The sequence below is a fragment of the Acinetobacter terrae genome (assembly GCF_013004375.1).
GTDB classification, from domain to species: domain Bacteria; phylum Pseudomonadota; class Gammaproteobacteria; order Pseudomonadales; family Moraxellaceae; genus Acinetobacter; species Acinetobacter terrae.
On sequence record NZ_JABERI010000035.1, the window covers coordinates 1 to 19545 of the forward strand.

16 protein-coding genes and 3 pseudogenes are annotated in these 19545 nt (G+C 41.8%); 7 read left to right on the plus strand and 12 right to left on the minus strand.

All coding sequences use genetic code 11. From position 1 onward, the window contains the following. The 4 genes and pseudogenes from HLH14_RS16280 to HLH14_RS13025 form a co-directional block, all read left to right on the plus strand. A partial coding sequence (locus HLH14_RS16280; protein ID WP_413228053.1) for an IS3 family transposase occupies window positions 1-64 on the plus strand: 64 nt, incomplete at its 5' end. Between the two features lie 564 nt (window positions 65-628). Further along, a pseudogene (locus HLH14_RS13015) lies at window positions 629-820 on the plus strand (helix-turn-helix domain-containing protein); the annotation flags it as partial. After that, window positions 786-2234 carry a group II intron reverse transcriptase/maturase gene (ltrA, locus tag HLH14_RS13020; protein WP_171533215.1) on the plus strand — a complete coding sequence of 483 codons (1449 nt, stop codon included), beginning with the start codon at window positions 786-788 and terminating at the stop codon, window positions 2232-2234. The pseudogene HLH14_RS13015 and the gene ltrA, both read left to right, overlap by 35 nt. A 104-nt stretch (window positions 2235-2338) precedes the next feature. Continuing rightward, a pseudogene (locus tag HLH14_RS13025) lies at window positions 2339-2569 on the plus strand (transposase domain-containing protein); the annotation flags it as partial. A 358-nt stretch (window positions 2570-2927) separates the two neighbouring features. On the opposite strand, the gene HLH14_RS13030 reads toward HLH14_RS13025, so the two are convergent. Beyond that, window positions 2928-3068, minus strand: coding sequence for a hypothetical protein (locus HLH14_RS13030; protein ID WP_171533214.1), 141 nt, complete (start codon window positions 3066-3068; stop codon window positions 2928-2930). A 592-nt stretch (window positions 3069-3660) separates the two neighbouring features. Between HLH14_RS13030 and HLH14_RS15845 the strand changes: the two genes are divergently transcribed. After that, window positions 3661-4056 carry a transposase family protein gene (locus tag HLH14_RS15845; protein WP_214645758.1) on the plus strand — a complete coding sequence of 132 codons (396 nt, stop codon included), beginning with the start codon at window positions 3661-3663 and terminating at the stop codon, window positions 4054-4056. Further along, entirely contained in the window at window positions 4004-4474 is a 471-nt protein-coding gene (locus HLH14_RS15850; RefSeq protein ID WP_214645759.1) for a transposase family protein, read from the plus strand. Before HLH14_RS15845 ends, HLH14_RS15850 begins: the two co-directional genes overlap by 53 nt. 857 nt (window positions 4475-5331) lie before the next feature. Here the strand turns inward: HLH14_RS15850 and HLH14_RS13040 are convergent. Further along, complete coding sequence (locus tag HLH14_RS13040) at window positions 5332-5568, minus strand: hypothetical protein (RefSeq protein WP_067723720.1); 237 nt, start codon at window positions 5566-5568, stop codon at window positions 5332-5334. Window positions 5569-5810: 242 nt separating this feature from the next. Between HLH14_RS13040 and HLH14_RS13045 the strand changes: the two are divergent. Beyond that, a pseudogene (locus HLH14_RS13045) lies at window positions 5811-5963 on the plus strand (copper resistance protein B); the annotation flags it as partial. Between the two features lie 181 nt (window positions 5964-6144). On the opposite strand, the gene HLH14_RS13050 reads toward HLH14_RS13045, so the two are convergent. The 10 genes from HLH14_RS13050 to HLH14_RS13095 all read right to left on the minus strand — a co-directional run bounded on the left by HLH14_RS13050 (window position 6145) and on the right by HLH14_RS13095 (window position 19444). Continuing rightward, window positions 6145-7191 carry a cation transporter gene (locus tag HLH14_RS13050; RefSeq protein ID WP_171533216.1) on the minus strand — a complete coding sequence of 349 codons (1047 nt, stop codon included), beginning with the start codon at window positions 7189-7191 and terminating at the stop codon, window positions 6145-6147. 61 nt (window positions 7192-7252) lie between these two features. Continuing rightward, the gene (locus HLH14_RS13055) at window positions 7253-8323 is read right to left on the minus strand and encodes an RNA-guided endonuclease InsQ/TnpB family protein (RefSeq protein WP_171533217.1); all 1071 of its coding nucleotides are present in this window, start codon (window positions 8321-8323) and stop codon (window positions 7253-7255) included. Window positions 8324-8903: 580 nt separating this feature from the next. After that, window positions 8904-9713: an SDR family oxidoreductase gene (locus HLH14_RS13060; RefSeq protein ID WP_126036539.1), complete on the minus strand. Its 810-nt coding sequence runs from the start codon at window positions 9711-9713 to the stop codon at window positions 8904-8906. A 50-nt stretch (window positions 9714-9763) separates the two neighbouring features. Further along, window positions 9764-10615: a TauD/TfdA family dioxygenase gene (locus tag HLH14_RS13065; protein ID WP_126036541.1), complete on the minus strand. Its 852-nt coding sequence runs from the start codon at window positions 10613-10615 to the stop codon at window positions 9764-9766. Window positions 10616-10699: 84 nt separating this feature from the next. After that, window positions 10700-12247, minus strand: coding sequence for an AMP-binding protein (locus tag HLH14_RS13070; protein ID WP_126036543.1), 1548 nt, complete (start codon window positions 12245-12247; stop codon window positions 10700-10702). 48 nt (window positions 12248-12295) lie between these two features. Continuing rightward, on the minus strand, window positions 12296-13033 hold the full coding sequence (locus HLH14_RS13075) for a thermostable hemolysin (RefSeq protein WP_171457146.1): 738 nt from the start codon (window positions 13031-13033) through the stop codon (window positions 12296-12298). 218 nt (window positions 13034-13251) lie between these two features. Beyond that, window positions 13252-14235 (minus strand): ion transporter, encoded by a 984-nt coding sequence (locus HLH14_RS13080; RefSeq protein WP_126036545.1) that lies wholly within the window; start codon window positions 14233-14235, stop codon window positions 13252-13254. A gap of 268 nt (window positions 14236-14503) precedes the next feature. Continuing rightward, window positions 14504-15631, minus strand: a complete 1128-nt coding sequence (locus HLH14_RS13085) for an ABC transporter permease (protein WP_171533218.1) — start codon at window positions 15629-15631, stop codon at window positions 14504-14506. Between the two features lies 1 nt (window position 15632). Beyond that, a complete protein-coding gene (gene rbbA, locus HLH14_RS13090; RefSeq protein ID WP_171533219.1) occupies window positions 15633-18386 on the minus strand; it encodes a ribosome-associated ATPase/putative transporter RbbA in 2754 nt (917 codons plus the stop codon). Further along, complete coding sequence (locus HLH14_RS13095) at window positions 18383-19444, minus strand: HlyD family secretion protein (RefSeq protein ID WP_171533220.1); 1062 nt, start codon at window positions 19442-19444, stop codon at window positions 18383-18385. The genes rbbA and HLH14_RS13095 overlap by 4 nt, the downstream gene beginning before the upstream one ends. Between the last annotated feature and the right edge of the window lie 101 nt (window positions 19445-19545).

Genomic DNA, 19545 nt, shown 5'->3' on the forward strand with positions numbered 1-19545 from the left:
CAAGGTTAAATTGAAAGGACTGACCCCTGTAGAATACAGAAATCAGTCCTTAGAAATTGCCTAACTTACTGTCTAACTTTTGGGGGTCAGATCATCCTGTCGGGGTTTTTTATTGATTTGGTGTGACTGCCGTTGCCGTTATATCCACACATTCCACGTGCTAAGACTTAATATTATTGTTTTATGTCCTGGAACATCCTGTTCCTGATGAGTTCATCATAGGAAATTAGAGTCTGGTCGCCTAGCCGCAAAGGACCGGAATTGACGTAAGCAAATGCGTACAACATTGCCTAAAAACCGTCCCCTTTTTATCCGCAGAAATTGGGGATATTTTCTGCCCCGGGAAGGCTGACAACATTGAAGAAAGTTTTATTTTGATTAAAAAACAATCAAATTTATTGGCGGAATATATCAAAACAGTTTAAAAAAAAAGCCGACTTGTTTCCACGTCGGCTTTTCGGGTTTGCGTCCCCCGATTTTTTATAAAATAACTTTTTGAAATATAACACTATTTATTTTTCTGTAAGCCCCAAATAGAAATGTCCGGTTTCTCCAAAGTAAAAATGTCCGCTTTTAGAATACGCACTTTTGCGATTATCGAAGCGGACGGTTTGATATGTTGGTGTCTATGTCGGATAAAGAACTTAAACGATTGTCGGTCTTGCAGGAAATCTGCGATCAACGCATAACTCAATCTCAGGCTGCTCAGCTACTTCATATTTCAGAACGTCAGATCAGACGCTTACTGCAAAAATACAAAGCTCAAGGCCCAGCGGCATTAGCACATGCTGCACGTGGCCAAACCAGCAACTGCAAGCTTCGACAAGGTGACTTGGAATACACCCAAGGTCAAGACCGGTGCGATGATGTTGTTGAAGAGGCGAGGTTACACGCCCCTTCCGCTTCGGAGAGTCCTTATTCCGAAGAAAAATGGCAAGATGAGACCTCTCGGGATACCCACGATGAAATGCCGGGCCATGCAGGCGCTCCATCTGCTGGCTTTGGAACCCATCGCGGAGACCACCGCTGATCCGAACTCTTATGGGTTCAGACCGCAACGTGCAGCACAGTGCTTTGGTGTGCTGTCACGAAAAGCAAATGCGGAGTGGGTGTTAGAAGGTGACATTGAAGGCTGTTTCGATAATATCAGCCATGACTGGATGATCGCCAACATCCCGATGCACAAGATGATTCTACTGAAATGGCTCAAAGCCGGTTACGTCTACCAAAGCAAGCTGTTTCCCAGTCTTTCCGGAACACCGCAAGGAGGTATTATCTCCTCGGTGTTGGCCAACATGACCTTGGACGGACTGGAAACGATGCTGGCGAAGAGACTCCCTAACGCCAAATGGACAGGCAAAAAGCTGCAACTGGTACGGTATGCGGACGATTTCATCATCACGGGGTACTCTAAAGAGTGGCTCGAAAATGAAGTTCGCCCTGCCGTGGTTGAATTTCTGGCGGAGCGCGGTCTCGTGCTCTCTCAGGAAAAGACCAAAATCACGCACATAGGGAACGGGTTCGATTTTCTTGGCTGGAACGTACGCAAGTACAACGGCAAGCTACTGATCAAGCCGTCAAAGGCAAACATCAGTGCTCATCTCGACAAGCTGCGAGCATTGATCAATGCAAACAAAGCGACACGACAGGTCACTTTGATCGGTTTGCTCAACCCTATTCTAAGGGGCTGGGCCAACTACCATAGTCATGTCGTTGCCAAGAAGGTTTTCAACCAGGTAGACAGCGCAGTGTGGGAAATGCTCTGGCGATGGGCGGCACGTCGCCACCCTCGCAAAACACTCCGATGGGTCAAAGATCGGTATTTCAAAGTACAAGGAGCGCGTCGATGGGTGTTCTCATGTGATGAACAGTCCGCCGATGGTCGAAAGCGACAATACACATTAGTGTCTGCCTCGGACACGCCAATTGTACGACATATCAAGATCAAGGCTGCTGCTAACCCTCATGACCCCGCATGGGATGAGTACTTCGAATCCCCATGGGGTAAAAGAATGCTGGTCTCCGCAAAGGGGCGAGCCAAGCTGTATCGGGTGTGGCTAAAACAAGGTAGTCGCTGCTGCGCCTGTCTTAAACCAGTCACCAAAGACACACCATGGCACAGCCGTCATATTGTGAAGCTAAGTCATGGTGGAACGGATGCAGTTGCCAATCTTGAGATTTACCATCTGTATTGTCCAAGGAGTGTTCAATTTGCCAATGTCAACGATGTATAACCGGGTGCCGAATGGCGCCTTAGCAGAGGCTTGAGCCGTGTGCTGGGAAACTCGCATGCACGGTTCTTAGGGGGTTGGACGTAGGTAACTGCGTCTGACTACCCGACAACCAAATGCCTCCCTGGGCCTTGGGACGTAAGAACTGGCTGTTTTCTGGCTCACTGCGCAGTGGTCATCAGCGAGCGGCGAACATCATGACGCTGATTCAGTCAGCAAAACTGAATGGGCTGGATCCGTATGCCTATTTAAGTGATGTGCTGAAAAGGCTGCCGACACATAAAGTGACCCAAATAGAAGAATTACTGCCACACCAATGGAAACTCAACTCAAATTAAAAAATAGCGATGGGACTCAGCGGACGCTTACGAACAACTTAAACTTTGATATATCGCAAGTTCATCACAACAGAACTGCAAATCTTTTTTAGCTTGTACACGATCTGTCATGGTTACCATCAATAAGAAAAGAAAAACCCCGACAAATTAATGACGGGGTTGAGGTGTCGTAATACTTTCGACAAGGAGGTAAATATAAATCTCTTTAAATAAAAAACCTGCTTAACTCTCCCAAATTAAACAGGCCTAATTTGAACTATAACTTTAGATTTTTTTGCAGTTATGCTTTGTTTTAACTAAATATATAATTAAATTATTTCAACAATATGAAAATAAAAAATCATGATTATTATTCTAATTAATCGTATGTTTTTTGACTGTTCATTACGTAAGTTCCTTCAAACAATCCCGACACACTTTGATTTTTTTCATCATCAACCGTGTAATCGAATTCAGTGATACCCTGTAGGCCAAATAAACACATTAAGAATTGGAGCATGTATTTCTCTTTTATTTCTGGCAAAAAAATACCTCCCGAGGGTGGGAGGTTAAAACTAAAAACCAGAAACTACAGCGATAGATTCTATGGCGCGTATTCTATATACAATTAATTTTCAATCACTGGCAAAATATTACTTTAAAATTCAATTTTAAAACCCAATAAAAAGTCCGCTTAACCGGGGTGGTATTAAGCAGACTAATTTGATTAACCTATTTTATTCTTTTTACTAGATCATCTTCTATTTCTTTGGAGTGATTAAAAGATAGCACCTCAAAGCAAATAACAAAGTATTAAGAATATAGAAAAACTGTTTTCACTCGTTTAATTTGAGTTACTTTTCTTTCACCGTAAGAAATTTTGAATATTAAAAAAGCCCGATCCATGACTTAGCTTTCGTTGCTATATAAAAATAAAAAAACCTGCTTACTCTCCCAAGATAAACAGGTTTAATTTGCGCCGAGACCTAAGGACTCTATAGTTATTATTTTCGACAAATATAGAATAGATCTCTTTCATAAATCAAAAAATGATCTTCTTTTTGATGGATATTTACATTCCGGATTTCTTAGCATTCGTGCATAATCTGTGGATGAAATACATCGACTCAAATAAGCTTTCTGATCCTCAGTTCAAGCGATACACAGGCATCTCATGGTCAACCTTCTATTTAATGGTTGAGCAATTGAAAATGCAGGTCCCTGCCAAAGGCAGACCGCCCAAGTTAAGCCTGGAGGATCAGGTTCTGCTCTGTCTGAGCTATTGGCGGGAATACCGGACTTTATTTCACGTTGCGACGAGTTACGGGGTTTCAGAGCCCACAGCCTCAAGAATTGTCCGTCATGTTGAAGACTGCCTGATTCGGTCCAATCTGTTTAATTTACCCAAAGATTTACCCGAGGGCGAAGGCATCGATTGGAATGTTGTGATCGTGGATGCCACAGAAATTCCAATCCAAAGGCCTAAAAAAACAGAAGAAAAGCTATAGCGGCAAGAAAAAGACCCATACCTTTAAAGTACAGGCCATGATTCACTACAAGACTCAGCAAATTCTGAGTTTATGTAGCAGTCGCGGTGCAGTGCATGATTTCGAGTTGTTCAAACGCAATTTAAACCAGATTCCTTTTGGGGCTTTTATCCTTGCAGATAAAGGTTATCAAGGGATTTATACTTTGTATCCCAATAGCCTGTTGCCCTTAAAAGCCAAAAGACACTGTAAATTGGATCCTGAACTAAAAATCTATAATCAGGAAATCAATAAAAGAAGAATAGGGATTGAGCATGTATTTGGCAGTCTAAAAACCTTCAAGATCCTTGCGGAACGTTATCGAAATAGAGCGAAAAGACTCGGTTTGAGATTCAATTTAATTGCTGGAATTTACAACTTGGAACTGAGTAAAAAATGATTTATGAAAGAAGTCTAATTAAATTATTTCAATAAGATGAAAGCATTAAAAATATAATCACATTAAAAATCAGACTTGTATTTTTAATGTGTTATTCACTTCCGTGGCACCATGAAGACCAAATAAACACATTAGCAATTGGAGCATTGTTTTTCTCCTGATAAAAAAAAGCCCACTCAAGGTAAGATGATGTGGGCTTATAAACCAAGGACCTTCCAAGGTCATTCAGAAACTACAGCTAATTTCTGCTGGTTATTTTGTACACTAATCAAATAATTTACAGTGGCACAATACACTAAAAATTAAAATAACATTAATTAAATCACACTATTAGGGAAACTTAATTAATGATTTATTAAATATTAAAAGCCCGTAGTCTGACGCGGGGCTAGACGCTACTCTCATTCACTAACAACCAAATAGGCATGGTCGCTTCGATCCTAATTTCGTTCTATTTATGGTGGGCCATCACATCCCGACTCTGAGTTTTTTCCTGCATATCCTATTCATGCTCGATAAACTGCATGGGTTGTATCGGCTTTCGTGCGATCTAAACGTGCTTACTTAAACAGTCTTTAGCTAATTAGCAAGCTTTCGCTAATGGGCATACTTTTCTCATGGCAATTAAAAGCCCGCTTACTCTTTCAAATAAGCGGGCCGGTGCTGTAGTCATTTTCTTCGTTTTACTTGCGTTCGCAAAAAGAATATAGCACCTGAATTTTGATAATAAAGTATACGGAATATAGATAAACTGTTTAAGCGTGTTGAATTTAAGTTATTTTTCTTTTCAGGTAATAAATTATAAACATTAAAAAAGCCCGATCAATTGAACGAGCTTTCGTTGGTATACAGATATATTAAGTTAAACCCTTCACCTCAAGCTGATAATCATCTTGAGTAACTCTAATTTTAATCTTCTTATATTTTCGCTTACTGGGCTCCATAGCTGAACCGACCACTTCGTCAAAGAATTTTCGATCTTTCATTAACTCGCTATAAGCCCTATAGCCAATTAATATTTTTTCAGGTTCTTGATTTTTTGAGACCATATCACCAATAAGTTTATCTAATTTTTTTACATTAATATTTGGCATTTAGAGTGAGCTTAATTTTTAAAACAACATCATACTTTAATTTTATAAATATCTTGTATTAAAAAAGCCCACCTTTCGATGAGCTTTAAAATTTATCCATCTCAATAGATAGATACTCAATAAATATTTTTTTTCTTCTATCTCTGGTATTTCACACACCCAAAAAGCTCGAGAATCTGATCGAAAGTTGAATATTGTAAAATCAACAACTACTTGAACACCCATTCTTACCCTAGGGGATGGGGCTAAAAACTCGTTATGAGATTGCCAAACGAATTAAGCCTTTTGTTGATGTAGCCTATCAATATGAAAAGGGACAAAAGCTAACTTCTATGCAACAAGCTTCCAATTCAGAAAAAGGATGGTTGTATGGTGCAGGTATCGAGTTTTTTTAAAAAAAAAGTGATTTTAACAAACATCAGAAATAGCAGTTAAAGACTGCTATTTTATTTTGTGCGTGCTTATTTGGTTGGGGATTGCCTTTAAGTGATATTACTGTATCAATTACCTTTTTTATATCTACGATTCTGACAAACTAATTTTGCTTAATTTGAAATAGATTAATTTTTAGTATTCTCATTTCAATGCCAAAATCTTTCTTGCACCATTGAGTACGAATAAAGAAACGAGTATGCCAATGATTAAGTCCGGATAAGCTGAACCCGTCCAAGCTACAAGTACACCTGCGAATATAACGCCCATATTTACGACAACGTCATTCGCCGAGAAAATCCAACTGGCTTTCATATGTACGCCATCTTCTCTGTGGCTAGAAATAAGATATAAACATGTCACGTTCGCTATAAGAGCGAGCAAACCTATGACCACCATGAGGGTTGATTCTGGTTCACTTCCAAACATGAAACGTCTGATTACATCGACAATAACAATGACAGCGAGTAATAACTGAATCCAACCTGCAAAATGAGCTGCCTTCACCTGATACTTCGCAGCTTTTCCGACGGCATATAGCGCAATACCATAAACGGCTGCATCGGCAAACATATCTAAAGAATCAGCAATTAATCCTGTAGACGCAGCAATAATACCGCTGATAAATTCAATAAAGAAAAGTAGAGCATTAATGCCTAATAGCAGTTTAAGAACTTTAGCTTGTTTAACAGGATCAGGTTCATTTGGTATATCTCCTGAAGAAAGCTGTGTTTCATCAAGTTTCGCACCAAAACCGAGCACTTCAAGTTTGGTTGTAATTTGCTCAATACCTTCATTATGGAAAACTTTCAGTTTTCGATTGGGAAGATCAAAAGTTAGACCTTTGACTGCTTCAATATCTGAAAGTGCCATACGAACGATTTGCTCTTCAGCAGAGCAATCCATTTGTGGAATGATGAACTCACTCATGTATTGAGAATCTTTTGAAACTTCTTCGGAATTTAGATTTTCTTTGAGATCAGAACCACAACACGATTGAGCAGTAACTTGACAACTATTTGAAGTGTTACAGCAAGCAGATGAAGATTTTTTTTCATCCCCATCACAATAACAACTAGGCGTGCTATCACAATTTTTTGAAGTGCTTTCTTTTGAAGTGGATGGATGATTTTCTGGTTGAAACTTATTATCTTCACATAGGGTTTCTTTACTACATCCACAGCCACTCATCATTATACCCATTGAAAAAGTAATAACTAAAAAATTTCGTTAACTCAAAGCTTTGACATCCTCACCCACCTGAAAGGAGGGTGATTCCTCCTGCGAGACGCTTATGCCCAAGCGCAAGTATGTTCTTAGCACTGTTCAAGTCCCGATTCAGGACACTTGAGCAGTTTTCACATTCCCATACTCTTATTCGCAAATCTGCTCTACCTTTCGGACTGCTTGCGGTGATCTCACCACAGCACGAACAGATTTGGGTTGTGAATCTCTCGTTGACTTCTTCAAACAATACCCCTGCGTTCTCGCATTTATACTTGAGCATTGTTTTTAGTGCTGAAAATCCAGTATCCAAAACAGACTTTGCCATGTTAGTTTTTACAAGTTTCTTGGCACTCAGATCGCCAACAACTATCAGTGTATTTTCCCTCACAAGCATCGTGCTTGCTTTGTGTAAGTGGTCTGTACGACTGTTTGCAATCTTGGCGTGTAATGCACGGACACGTTTTTTATTCTTTGCTCGTTGAGCAATCCCTAATTTTTGTTCATATTGACGGTAGAACTTGGGATTTGAAATCACTGTTCCATCGGAACATGTGCCTATATCCTTTAAGCCTAGATCAATACCTATGGCTTTTGTAGCGGTTGGTTTGTCTTGTTTGGGTGAATCAACCACTAAGCAGACATACCAACGTCCACGACTATCTTCTACGAATGAACCTGTTTTAATGCTGTATTGGCTTAATCCGTAGCTGTCCCATAGTTTGAATTGATGCTTGCCATATTGGACGTACCCATCATCATACTTGATTGCTACTTTCTTGAATGGTATCCAACCTATTGATCTTCTTGCTGATTTCTTATTACTGACACGCCATCTCAATTTTGATTTTTTGAACTGTTTTCTTCGGGTGACTAATTCTTCTGTCACAGCCTGAATCGTTTGGCTGTGTAAATTACATTCTTTGGATGCGCCTTTCGTATATTTGGCAATATCGTAAGCACTAAGAAATTCACCTTTTCTTTTAAGGTATTTAAAGCTTAAATCATTGACATAATTCCAGACGAAATTCACTTCAGATGCCAATTGGTCTAACATCTTGGAATGTTTGTCTTTTATGCGTAATTTAAGCGTTTTCATAGGCTTATATTAGCTCATGTTGAATTAAAAGTATTGATTCTTAAAAATTAAACGACATTTCATGTCGTGTCGCTTATATCTCTGACCTGAAGGACAGAGTTTTACGCTCCATTTGATAAAATCTAAATCTTCAACGATACGATTAAGCTAATTTTTTTCAGTCTTAAATGATGGATGGCGAGCTCTATATTGTGCTAATGCTTTTAATTCATTTGACAGAAATAACGCTGTTTCTTCTTTCCACGTCGATTTTCGGGTATCAAGATGCCTATTATTCGTTATCCAGTCAGAGACCTCAGCATATATACAAGAATTGTCGGCAAAAACCAATTTAGCTTGATGATCGGTTAAATTTTTGAAAACTTTATGGGTGGGTAATACTGATCCAGACACATGAAAAAATGTATATACATATTTATAATTGCTGTTCATGTGGAATATTCTGACCCGGATATCCTGATATGATAACAAATCTATATACAAAGCACACTGACCGGATCTATAGGGTATTTAAAGCAATACAGAAGGTTGCCCTTCGCTATTGCTTTAAAAAACAATTGAATGATTTCATTCAAAAAAATTAAAATGTTTTATTTGCAGCTGCATATTCATAAATCGTGTCGAGATCTTTCTGAATCGAACTGGAAACCACATCCGGTAAAATTTGGTTCACTTTGACAAATATTTTTTCCGGATAACCCACTTGATAAGATAAACGCTCATTCTGAAGAAATTGATACAGCTCCTGAGCAACAAATTCAGGACTGTCCATTTTCACTCCAAGCTTCTGATTCATTTCAATGACATTTGAATGATTCATGGCAGTGTCGGTTGCCCGGGGAGAAAAATATCTGAAGTTAATCGCTGTTTTGCTGTATTCCCTAGCAAGTGCTTCTGTCGCGCCTTTTAAGGCAAATTTGCTTGCGCAATAACTGACATAGCCCGGGTAACCAATACTGCCAAACGTGGAACCGACATTAATCATCTGGCTGGGCTGACTTTTTGACATGAACGGAATAATTTGCTGAATAAGCTGCAGTGGATAGACCACATTAATCAGCATCATCTGTTCCATCATTTCATGTGACTGGTCTGAAAACAGGGAAAAATCATTGATTCCGGCATTGTTGATATAATAATTAATCGGACAATTCAGTTTGGAAATTTCACTGATCAGATCATCACGGCTTTGCTGCTCAGACAGGTCACAGCAGATATTATTCAGTTTGATCTGCGGATAACGCTGAGATAAATTTTCATTCAAGCGCTGAAGTGCATCTTGATTGCGGCCCACCAGCACAAGATTTATTCCATGCTGCCCCAAAATATTGGCAATGGCTTGGCCGATGCCTCCTGTTGCACCAAAAATAACCGCGGTTAAGTTAGACATCATCATTCTCGCATTTAATTAAAATATTGATTTCAATACACTGACCATCATCAAAAATCGGGTTTCATCCCTAAGCCCATACAGATATACAGCTTTCGGTTTTCAAGCGGCACCCGTATTTCACGCCGGCCATGCATAAAGCGTTTATTATCAATAATGGCGATATCCCCATCCTGCCAGTTAATTTCCGAGGTATGGCTTTCACAGCGTTGTGCCAGTTCTGCAATTAAATCAGGACTGATTTCAGAACCATCGGCAAAATGAAACCGTGGTTTTTCATAATTATAGGAAGGTCCCAGCAAGGTGTTGGCAAAAGCGGGTACGCCTTTTAAATTGTCGCTACGCACCATATTCATTTTCAAATGGTACTGCACGCCTTCATCCTCTGCCGGGCTGATGCTCTGCCCGGGAATCATCTGAATAAACTGCTGCAAATTATGCGGCGTGACCTGTTCAGCATCGCTAATATTTAGTGCTGTAGCGACATATCTTTGCCAGATGTGTTTAGGTAAATAGCGGCTGATAGTCATCGGTTGGGCAAATTTTTGCTTGAGCGTTTCAGGCAGACTCTGCCAAACTTGATGTCCATCACACAACGTGGTTTGAGAACCTTGTGAAGCACTTTTCTCACTAAAAAATGCAATGATGTCAGGCGGTAATGGCGTTGTTCCATTTTCAATATGCAAGCCAACCGCTTGTGTACCGGCATCCACTTTCTGCGATTGCCGGGTGACATTTTCACGTGCCGGATCATAGGTTAGCTTCTGACATAAGCGACTCATCAGCTCACTAAAGGAAGCCACATCATACTGTTCATGTCTTAATAACACCCAGCCCTGCTCCACCAAGGTATTTTTAATGGACTGATGGGATGATCTTAATTGTGTTTGTGCGATGTTCATCTGTTTCACTCACTGTTTCTGCCTATTTCAGGACTGATATCCGGGCAGAAGAAACTGTTTAAATTTGCCATTCATCTGTAGCAATCAGCTTTGCTGCAAAGCTGCATAGAAGTGCTGTCTTATCTGGTTACGTCGTAATTTTCCGTTATCGGTCAACATCTGATTTTTTAGGGAAAATGGCTCTGCTGCACGGCACCAGTGCTTAATCTGGGCATAGTCCGGCATACGCGCATTGGCTTTTTGAACGGCTGCGGCAACCCCTTCGTCCGAAGTCGATGCTTTGGCATAAATCACGGCGGACAGATGCGGCTGAGCTTCGCCAAAAATGGCAATCTGATGAATTTCCGCTTCGCTTAAACTGTTCGATTCCACCCATTCTGGCGAGATGTTTCGGCCAAAGCTACTGACAATAATCTGCTTAATCCGGCCGGTAATATATAAATAACCTTCTTCATCAAAATATCCGGCATCGCCGGTATGGATATATGGACTGGCTGCCATGTCATTGACATAGCCGAGCATGGCATTGCCCTTGACTACCACTTCAGCATTTTGTTCTATTTTAACTTCTACATGCGGCAAAATGCGTCCCACACTGCCAATTTTGCGTGCATTGGGCAAATTCAGGCTCACCACCGAAGCACATTCCGATAGACCATATCCCTCATACACCGGGAGATTTAGCCTCTGGCACTGGCTGAGTAAATCTGGTGAAACTTTTCCTCCACCTACAGCAATAAATTTCAGCGTGGCAAAATCTGCAGATCCATGTTCGGCAATATATTCCACAATCGCCTTGAGCATTTGTGGGAGCAGAATCACGCTTTCAATCTGATATTTCCGCACCGCATCCACGAAGTACTGCACATTAAACTCATGATTGGAGATCAGGCCAAACTGACTCACCTCTTCCACAACCACGGATCTCCCCATGCTGAGAGCAACGTAGATCCCTGCAATATTTTCCAGTAATGTAGCAAATGGAATGAGGCATAAATGACGGCCCAAGTGACTGGATACCAGTGCATTACTTAAGGACGCTGTAATTGAGTCAATGGTTTCCTCCGCCAGGCAGACACCCTTTGGCGTACCGGTACTGCCAGAGGTATAAGTAATTTTTGAAGGCTGTTGAGAAGGGTTTAATTTTATATCAGCCTGTTCAGGGTTCTCTTGATGATCCAATAAATGGATAAACTGCCCGCTGAAGGCATCTGAAGTTGAAACGTCTCTGCGACCTGCATGTTCTGTTAAATTTATCATCCACTCGGGTATAGCGTAGTTTTTCCCGCCACATTTTTCTTCAATATCGCCACCTGTATCCGTCACACAAATACTATCGATCTGACTATCCTGAAGCAGATGCTTGACCTGATCCGGGATGAAAAACAGGGGAATCGGAATCACGGTTATGCCAGCTTTTCTGGCCGCAAGATCAATCAAAATCCAGTTCACACTATTGACGCCCCAAATGGCGAGTCTTTGTATTTTCATCTGAATCAGTTCAGCACTGAGCTGATCCACCTGAATGTTTAATTCAGCATAACTCACCGTCCGGTCGGCACTGACAATGGCTTCACGTATCGGGTCTTGTTTTGCATAAGTTGAAATTGCATCAAACAAATTATTCATCATTTTTAAAAATTCCGCGCTTCAGTACTGGAGAACAACTTGCATACAGATTTAGCCCTTGAAACTATAAAGTTCCTTGGTGATTGCAAGTGCCTCGGCCACATGAATGGCCAGAACATAGGGTTTCTGCTGATAGTAACTGCCCCATTGTTTTTTCGCTTCACCCAACACATCCGGGTTGGCTTTATCAAGCACATGAAAATGTAATCCCATCTGTTGCAGCACATATCGAACAGCGGCGGTGCCAGTGCAAACCGCCCATTCAATGTTTTTCTGGGTTAAATGAAACACCAAGAAAGCCACCATCAGTTTTGCATGATCCATATTCAGTGCTGCTAGATTGCCAATTTCAACAATCCTCTCTCTTGCTACTAAGGTATTGCCCAGTTTTCCAAGCGGCATTTCAATGGGTTCATCCAGATACTGTTCCAGAAAAGCAGCTTTAGTCTCTAAGTGTTCCAGTCCAATAGCAACCTGCATTTCCTGTTCGACATAGCCTGCAAACAGGGTTGGAAAAAACTCAGAGATAGAGGCCTCATGTACTGCACGATATTTATCACGAATAAAGTTTTCTACTGCGATACGTTCCGATGATCCGCTGCGGTCTAGGGCTTTTACCCTTACCCCGAGAGATGAGTGCTTGGACGAGACGGTTGGACATAATGAATCATTTTTTTGTTCTAAGAGGTTTTGAATGTGTAGTTCTTTTTTATATTTTGGCTGATTCGGATTGTAATTCAGATAATGAATTTGATTGGATGAATTACAATCAAAGTTGAATTTTATCACGCTCATCTCACCGAATAAAAATAGGTCAGTGATCAAGATAAGAGTCCAAACTTAAAAAATGCTTAATTAAACACAATTGAAAACAATACAATCAAAATAAAAAAATATTTAATATTATTAAAAACTTAAAAACTTAAAAACTTAAAAACTTAAAAACTTAAAAACTTAAAAACTTAAAAACTTAAAAATAAAAAGCAAAAATATAACTTGTTTATTTTTCAATCCGGTAACTTATGCCCACAATGGGGACAGAAAAAATATTTGTTCTTTTCCTGCTCGAGTTCCTCTTCCTTACGCTCATGAATAAGCTGCAATAAAATATCTTGTGTTTGCTCTGTGCTAAGTCCTACTTCTTTACGTAATTTTTCAATTTTTTCTTTATCTTCAATTAAATCAATTTCAGCATCATCTAACAGTTCACGAAATCTTAATTCTAACTGGTGCTTACGTTGTCTAAGTTCACTTGCCAAACCATTCGCCAAAATACCTGCTGGAAGGGCGGCTAAACCCACACCTAAAATAGTAATCAAAGCACCAAGGAATCGACCTATGGACGTGACTGGCGTAACATCGCCATAACCGACCGTTGTCAGCGTAACCACAGCCCACCACATTGAAGCAGGGATTGAGCTAAATACTTCTGGCTGTGCCTGGTTTTCAACCACATACATTCCAGCGGCTGCGATGATAATCATAATAAGCAAAATAAAAATAACCGCTTGAAATGAACCCTTTTCACGCTCAATCACACGCAATAAAATTTGTAATGATACAAAATAACGCGTTAATTTGAGTAATCTGAATAATCTTAGGATTCGAAGGAATCGTAAATCAATATGCACAAAGAAGTTAATATATGCAGGTAGAATGGCCAGCAAGTCAATAATCGCACTACCGCTTCGTACCCATAACCATCTATTTTTCCATGCACTTTCAAACGGATTTTTTTCAGCAATGGCCCAAAATCGTAATAAATACTCTACGGTAAACACAGCGATTGAAAATAATTCAAAGGCATCAAATAACAATTGATAGGACTGATAGATCTCATTCATAGATTCAAGTAAAACTGCACTTGTATTACCAATAATCAATAAGATAAGAAAGATATTTACGCAGCGACTCAAGGTGCTCTCGTATTCTTCATTATGCAAATTATCGTAAACAAATCTACGAAGTTGGTACCACGCGTTGAATTCCATATCAGTGCGTTACTGTGTAATAATATTTTTTTAGTTTAGCTCAACCTAGCGCTTAGATATGAGATTTTTTAAAAAATTAATCGTTTTGTTTTGAGTCAGTATCTGCCCCAGTTGATTTAAGTGGCGAGCAAAATGAGCTTGATAGGGACAAGATACATTCACCGACTTACTTTCTGCCCAGTCATGGCAAATTAAGCCTACATACTGATTGTTTTCTTAACAAAAAAAGACAGTCACAAAAATACACCGCCCAGCTGCAAGGAAAAACCTAGGTCATGGTATGAATCGTATCTTTAAAGCGTTTCCAGGCGACATAGAAAAATACCAGTGCAATTCCAATGAGCCATAAAAATGCAGGCCAAACCACATTCAGACCTGCCCCTCTGTATAAAATAGCTTGTGCCAGCTCCACAAAATGCGTGGTCGGTGCAATTAGCATGAAATATTGCAGAAACTCCGGCATACTTTCACGTGGTGTCATCCCTCCTGAAAGCATTTCCATTGGAATTAAGATCAACATCATCAGCAGGCCGAACTGCGGCATCGACTTCGACATAGTGGCCATATAAATGCCCATGGATGTGGTGGCAAACAGGGTCAATAACGCCCCAAAGAAGAATAGAAATAAATTTCCTTCAATAGGAACCTGCAAGGCCATTTGTACGACCAGTTTTAAACCCATAAAAGCAGCCAGCAATACCACCAGACTCATGGACCAGACTTTTGCCATCATAATTTCAAATACAGTGACCGGCATCACCATTAAATGTTCCACCGTACCGTGTTCACGCTCACGGATCAAAGCTGCACCAGTTAGAATGATTGACAGCATCGCCACGTTATTGATGATTTCCATCACACTACCGAACCATTTCTGGTCCAGCAGCGGATTAAAACGGGCACGCATTTCCAGTTCAACCGGCAAGCTGCTCACTTCACGATGGCGCAATACATATTCATTCACTTCGGACTGCACAATCTGATGGATATAGCCTGCACCTGTCATCGCCTGAGACATGCGTGTCGCATCTACATTGACCTGAATGGAAGCATCTTTCCCAGACAGCACATCTTCCTGAAAATTGACGGGGATATTGAGAGCAAAAGTAAATTCACCGGCATCCATTCCGGCATCCATGTTATTCAGTTCAGTGGTTTGAGGAATAAAATAGGGTGGATAAAAGGCCGAGGTAATTCGCTCCGATAAGGCCGATCGATCTTCATCGACCATCGCAATCGGTGCCATATTCAGGCTATCGGTCATTGCCGTCGCTGCAGTGTAGATTGCGACCGTAAAGGTGTAGATGATGAGGATCAGCATGACTGGGTCGCGCCATAGACTCCAGAGTTCTTTACACCCGAGCTGATAGATATTTTGTAGTTTTTGCCTGAACATGCTATGGCTCCTGTTTTTTTAGCGCAAGGATTGCCGCACACATAATGATCGGGACAGACAGCAGGATCACCCAAAGAGACTGATGCAAGTCTTCAAAACCTAAAGCTTTGTTAAACACGCCACGGCTGATATTCACCATATGCGTGGCAGGATAAATATCACCAAACCAGCGGCCAAATCCTTCCAGTGACGAGACAGGATTAATAATGCCGGCAAATTGCATCACTGGAATCAGCGTACCAAGCATCACCAGAAACATGGAGGCAATCTGACTCTTGGTCAGGGAGGAAGCCAATAAGCCCGTACCGGTGGAAAAAATAATAAACAGCAATGAAGCCAGAGTCAGGGTCAGGAAACTACCCTTGATCGGCACATCAAACACCACCACAATAATCAGGCACATCAGGAAATAGTTCAGCATGGCCAGCACGACGTAGGGAATCTGTTTGCCGATTAAAAATTCACTGCGGGTGACCGGCGTGACATAGAGATTGACAATCGAACCCAGTTCTTTTTCACGTACCACGGACAAAGCCGTCAGCATCGCCGGGATCAGCAAAATTAATAGCGGAAATAAAGCGGGTGCCATTGCAGGCAGACTCTTAATGTCAGGATTATAACGGAAGCGGGTTTCAACATTGACCAAACTCGACATTTTATACCCGCTTTGCTCCAGTGCCTGTTGCATCAACCAGTGGCTGTGAATGCCTTGCACATAACCCTGAACAGTTTCTGCACGCTGTGGCATGGCACCGTCAATCCAGGCCCCGATTTTAACATCCTCACCCCGGGCAATATCTCGGGCAAAATTTGGCGGAATCTCAATAGCCAAAGAAATATCACCGCTACGCATACGCTGATCGATTTCTTCATAACTTTGTAATGCTGGTTTTTCCACAAAATAACGCGAACCGGCAATGCTCATCCTGTAGTTCTCACTTAGACCAGTCTGGTCACGATCTAGCACGGCAAACGTCAGGTCATCCACATCCATGGTGATCCCATAGCCCATCACGAACAGCAGGATAATCGACCCGACCAAGGCCATCGTGGCACGAATCGGATCACGTGCCAGCTCTAATGACTCACGCCACGCGTAACTATATAGGCGTTGTAAACTGAATCTTTTAGATTTTTCTACACTTGGTTCAGATTCATCATTAACCACGATATTCTTTGATACATCTTCAGGCTCACTTTGAGTGCCTGCGCCAGCATCCTTCAAATAACCAATAAAGGCTTCTTCCAGCGTGTCTGTCTGCCGATTTTTCATCAGTTGTGCCGGTGCAGCACTGTCCAGAACTCGACCAGCATGCATCATCGACATACGATCACAGCGCACAGCTTCATTCATAAAATGGGTTGAAATAAAGATGGTGACACCGTCATTACGGGATAAACTGATCAGATATCGCCAGAAATTATCCCGCGCAATCGGATCCACCCCTGAGGTCGGCTCATCAAGAATTAAAATTTCCGGATTATGTACCAGTGCGACCGCCAGCGACAGACGCTGACGAATTCCTAAGGGTAAATCATCGGGCAATTTATCTTTCACAGCACTCAAATCAAAACGCTGCAGCATCTGTTGCACACGTTCATCAATTTTGTCCGCTAGCACATGAAATAATTTGGCGTGGAGTACCAGGTTCTGGAGAATGGTCAGTTCACTATAGAGTGAAAAAGTCTGGGACATATAGCCCACACGCCGCCGGGTGCGAATATCATTGCCTTGCACCGGCTGACCAAATAGCCATGCCTGTCCTTCCGATGCTTCAAGCAACCCCGTCAACACCTTCATGGTGGTCGATTTACCACAACCATTGGAGCCCAGAAAACCAAAGATTTCCCCCCGCCTGATCTGGAAATTGACATGATCCACTGCGGTAAAGTCACCAAATTTGACCGTCAGCTCCTTGGCTTCCAGAGCATAGCCATCCGAACCATCATCCGCTAAAGGCGGAATCACCACCGGTTCATAGCCCTGTTTCTTTTGTTCTGGCAACAGCTTGATATAGGCTTCTTCCAGGCTATGGCTGTCGGTCTGGGCCAGCAACTGTTGCGGAGTTCCAGTTTGCAGGATGCGGCCTTCATCCATCATAGCCAGCCAGTCAAAACCCTGTGCTTCATCCATATACGCTGTGGCAACAATAACACTCATCTGTGGCCGGATACTACGGATGCGGTTAATCAACTCCCAAAATTGTGCACGTGCCAAAGGGTCGACCCCGGTAGTTGGCTCATCCAGGATCAAAAAATCCGGGTCGTGAATCAGGGAACAACATAAGCCCAGTTTCTGCTTCATCCCCCCGGATAATTTTCCTGCAGGGCGATCCAGGAAGTCATACAGTCCTGTGCTTTTGGTCAATTCATCAATACGTTTACGGCGCTCTTGCTCACCATGCCCAAACAGACGTGCCACGAACTGCAAATTTTCTTCAACGGAAAGTGTTTTGGAAAGATTTTTACCTAGTCCCTGAGGCATGTAGGCAATATGCGGACAGACTTTCCTGCGATGTTTTCTGTCCGCAATATTTCCGCCTAGCACGAGCAAGGTACCTTCTTGTACCACCTTGGCACCAGCCAACAGTGCGAGCAGACTGGATTTTCCCACCCCATCTGGACCGATCAAACCCATCATGCAAGCTGCGGGAAGGGATAGAGAAATATCCTTTAAGGCTTCAGTTTTCCCATATTTCAGGCTGACATGCTGAATTTCTGCAACAATCGGTCCCGGTACAGATGGTTGTGTCATGATTTAACCTGATTCTCTAAGAAAGCTGGCCACGCAGCATTGTCATCAATTTTGATATACGCTACGCCTGGAAGACCTGTTTTTACTTGCTGAATATGCTTCTGTAACAGGGCTGGATCAATTTTCGCTTTGACACGGAACATTAGTTTTTGACGTTCACTTTCTGTTTCTACGGTCTTCGGTGTGAACTGGGCGGTATCTGCAACAAAAGACACCCGGGCAGGAATCACCACGTTTTTGGCAGCATCCAGCACAATGCGGACTTCGGTGCCCATCGCGATACGGCCGGCCACAGTTTCCGGCAGGAAGAACGTCATATAGACATCGGACAGGTCAATGAGGTTCAGCACCCGCCCACCTGCTGCGATCATTTCACCCGGCTGCGCGACCAGAAACTGCACACGTGCTTTCAAAGGCGCCTTGAGCTGTGCATCATCGAGATCAAAATTAATTCGTTCAATCGTTGCTTTAATCGCATCGACTTGAGAATGTGCACCTGATACTTGGCTACGTGCTGCTACAATTGCACTTTGTGCACTATCCACTTGCGCTTTTGCTGCACTCAATACTGCAGCTACACGTTTAACATCTGCACGTTCATCATCCAGTTGTTGTCTAGAGGAAGCACCTTCTTTAGCCAAAATTTCCGTACGCGCCAAACGGTTTTTTGCAGCGACCAATTCAGTTTCACGCTGCTGTACCATCGCCTCTGCAGCGGCTTTTTCACTGATACGCATTGCGACTTGCGCTTCTGCAGTGGCAATTCCATCTTGCGCCTGACGCTGTTGTGCCTGGACTTCACGTAACTGTGCTTCCAAAGCAGAGACTTTAATGCGCGCTAAAACTTGTCCAGGCTCGATAAAATCTCCTTCCTGTACCAGAATTTCTTCCAGCTGGCCAGATAACTTACTGGAGATATTGATTTCAGTCGCCTCGATCCGTCCATTGCCACTCACTAAGGCATCTGTATCAGACTTGTCCATATTTTTCCAGATCAAATAAGCGACTAAAACGGTGATGACAATTGCCCCAACAATGGATAACTTCTTAATATTCATGTATCGGATTACTCAATATATTTAATAAAACCAGGATAAAAACTTATTCACTTTTTCTTAAAATCAAAAGGTTATACCCTTCATTTTATTAAGTTTATTCT

Excerpts from the sequence above, each read along its gene's own strand:
- ltrA (WP_171533215.1), top strand. The coding sequence starts at position 786 with ATGCTGCACGTGGCCAAACCAGCAACTGCAAGCTTCGACAAGGTGACT.
- HLH14_RS13030 (WP_171533214.1), bottom strand. The coding sequence starts at position 3,068 with ATGCTCCAATTCTTAATGTGTTTATTTGGCCTACAGGGTATCACTGAA.
- HLH14_RS15845 (WP_214645758.1), top strand. The coding sequence starts at position 3,661 with ATGAAATACATCGACTCAAATAAGCTTTCTGATCCTCAGTTCAAGCGA.
- HLH14_RS15850 (WP_214645759.1), top strand. The coding sequence starts at position 4,004 with ATGCCACAGAAATTCCAATCCAAAGGCCTAAAAAAACAGAAGAAAAGC.
- HLH14_RS13040 (WP_067723720.1), bottom strand. The coding sequence starts at position 5,568 with ATGCCAAATATTAATGTAAAAAAATTAGATAAACTTATTGGTGATATG.
- HLH14_RS13050 (WP_171533216.1), bottom strand. The coding sequence starts at position 7,191 with ATGAGTGGCTGTGGATGTAGTAAAGAAACCCTATGTGAAGATAATAAG.
- HLH14_RS13055 (WP_171533217.1), bottom strand. The coding sequence starts at position 8,323 with ATGAAAACGCTTAAATTACGCATAAAAGACAAACATTCCAAGATGTTA.
- HLH14_RS13060 (WP_126036539.1), bottom strand. The coding sequence starts at position 9,713 with ATGTCTAACTTAACCGCGGTTATTTTTGGTGCAACAGGAGGCATCGGC.
- HLH14_RS13065 (WP_126036541.1), bottom strand. The coding sequence starts at position 10,615 with ATGAACATCGCACAAACACAATTAAGATCATCCCATCAGTCCATTAAA.
- HLH14_RS13070 (WP_126036543.1), bottom strand. The coding sequence starts at position 12,247 with ATGATGAATAATTTGTTTGATGCAATTTCAACTTATGCAAAACAAGAC.
- HLH14_RS13080 (WP_126036545.1), bottom strand. The coding sequence starts at position 14,235 with ATGGAATTCAACGCGTGGTACCAACTTCGTAGATTTGTTTACGATAAT.
- HLH14_RS13085 (WP_171533218.1), bottom strand. The coding sequence starts at position 15,631 with ATGTTCAGGCAAAAACTACAAAATATCTATCAGCTCGGGTGTAAAGAA.
- rbbA (WP_171533219.1), bottom strand. The coding sequence starts at position 18,386 with ATGACACAACCATCTGTACCGGGACCGATTGTTGCAGAAATTCAGCAT.
- HLH14_RS13095 (WP_171533220.1), bottom strand. The coding sequence starts at position 19,444 with ATGAATATTAAGAAGTTATCCATTGTTGGGGCAATTGTCATCACCGTT.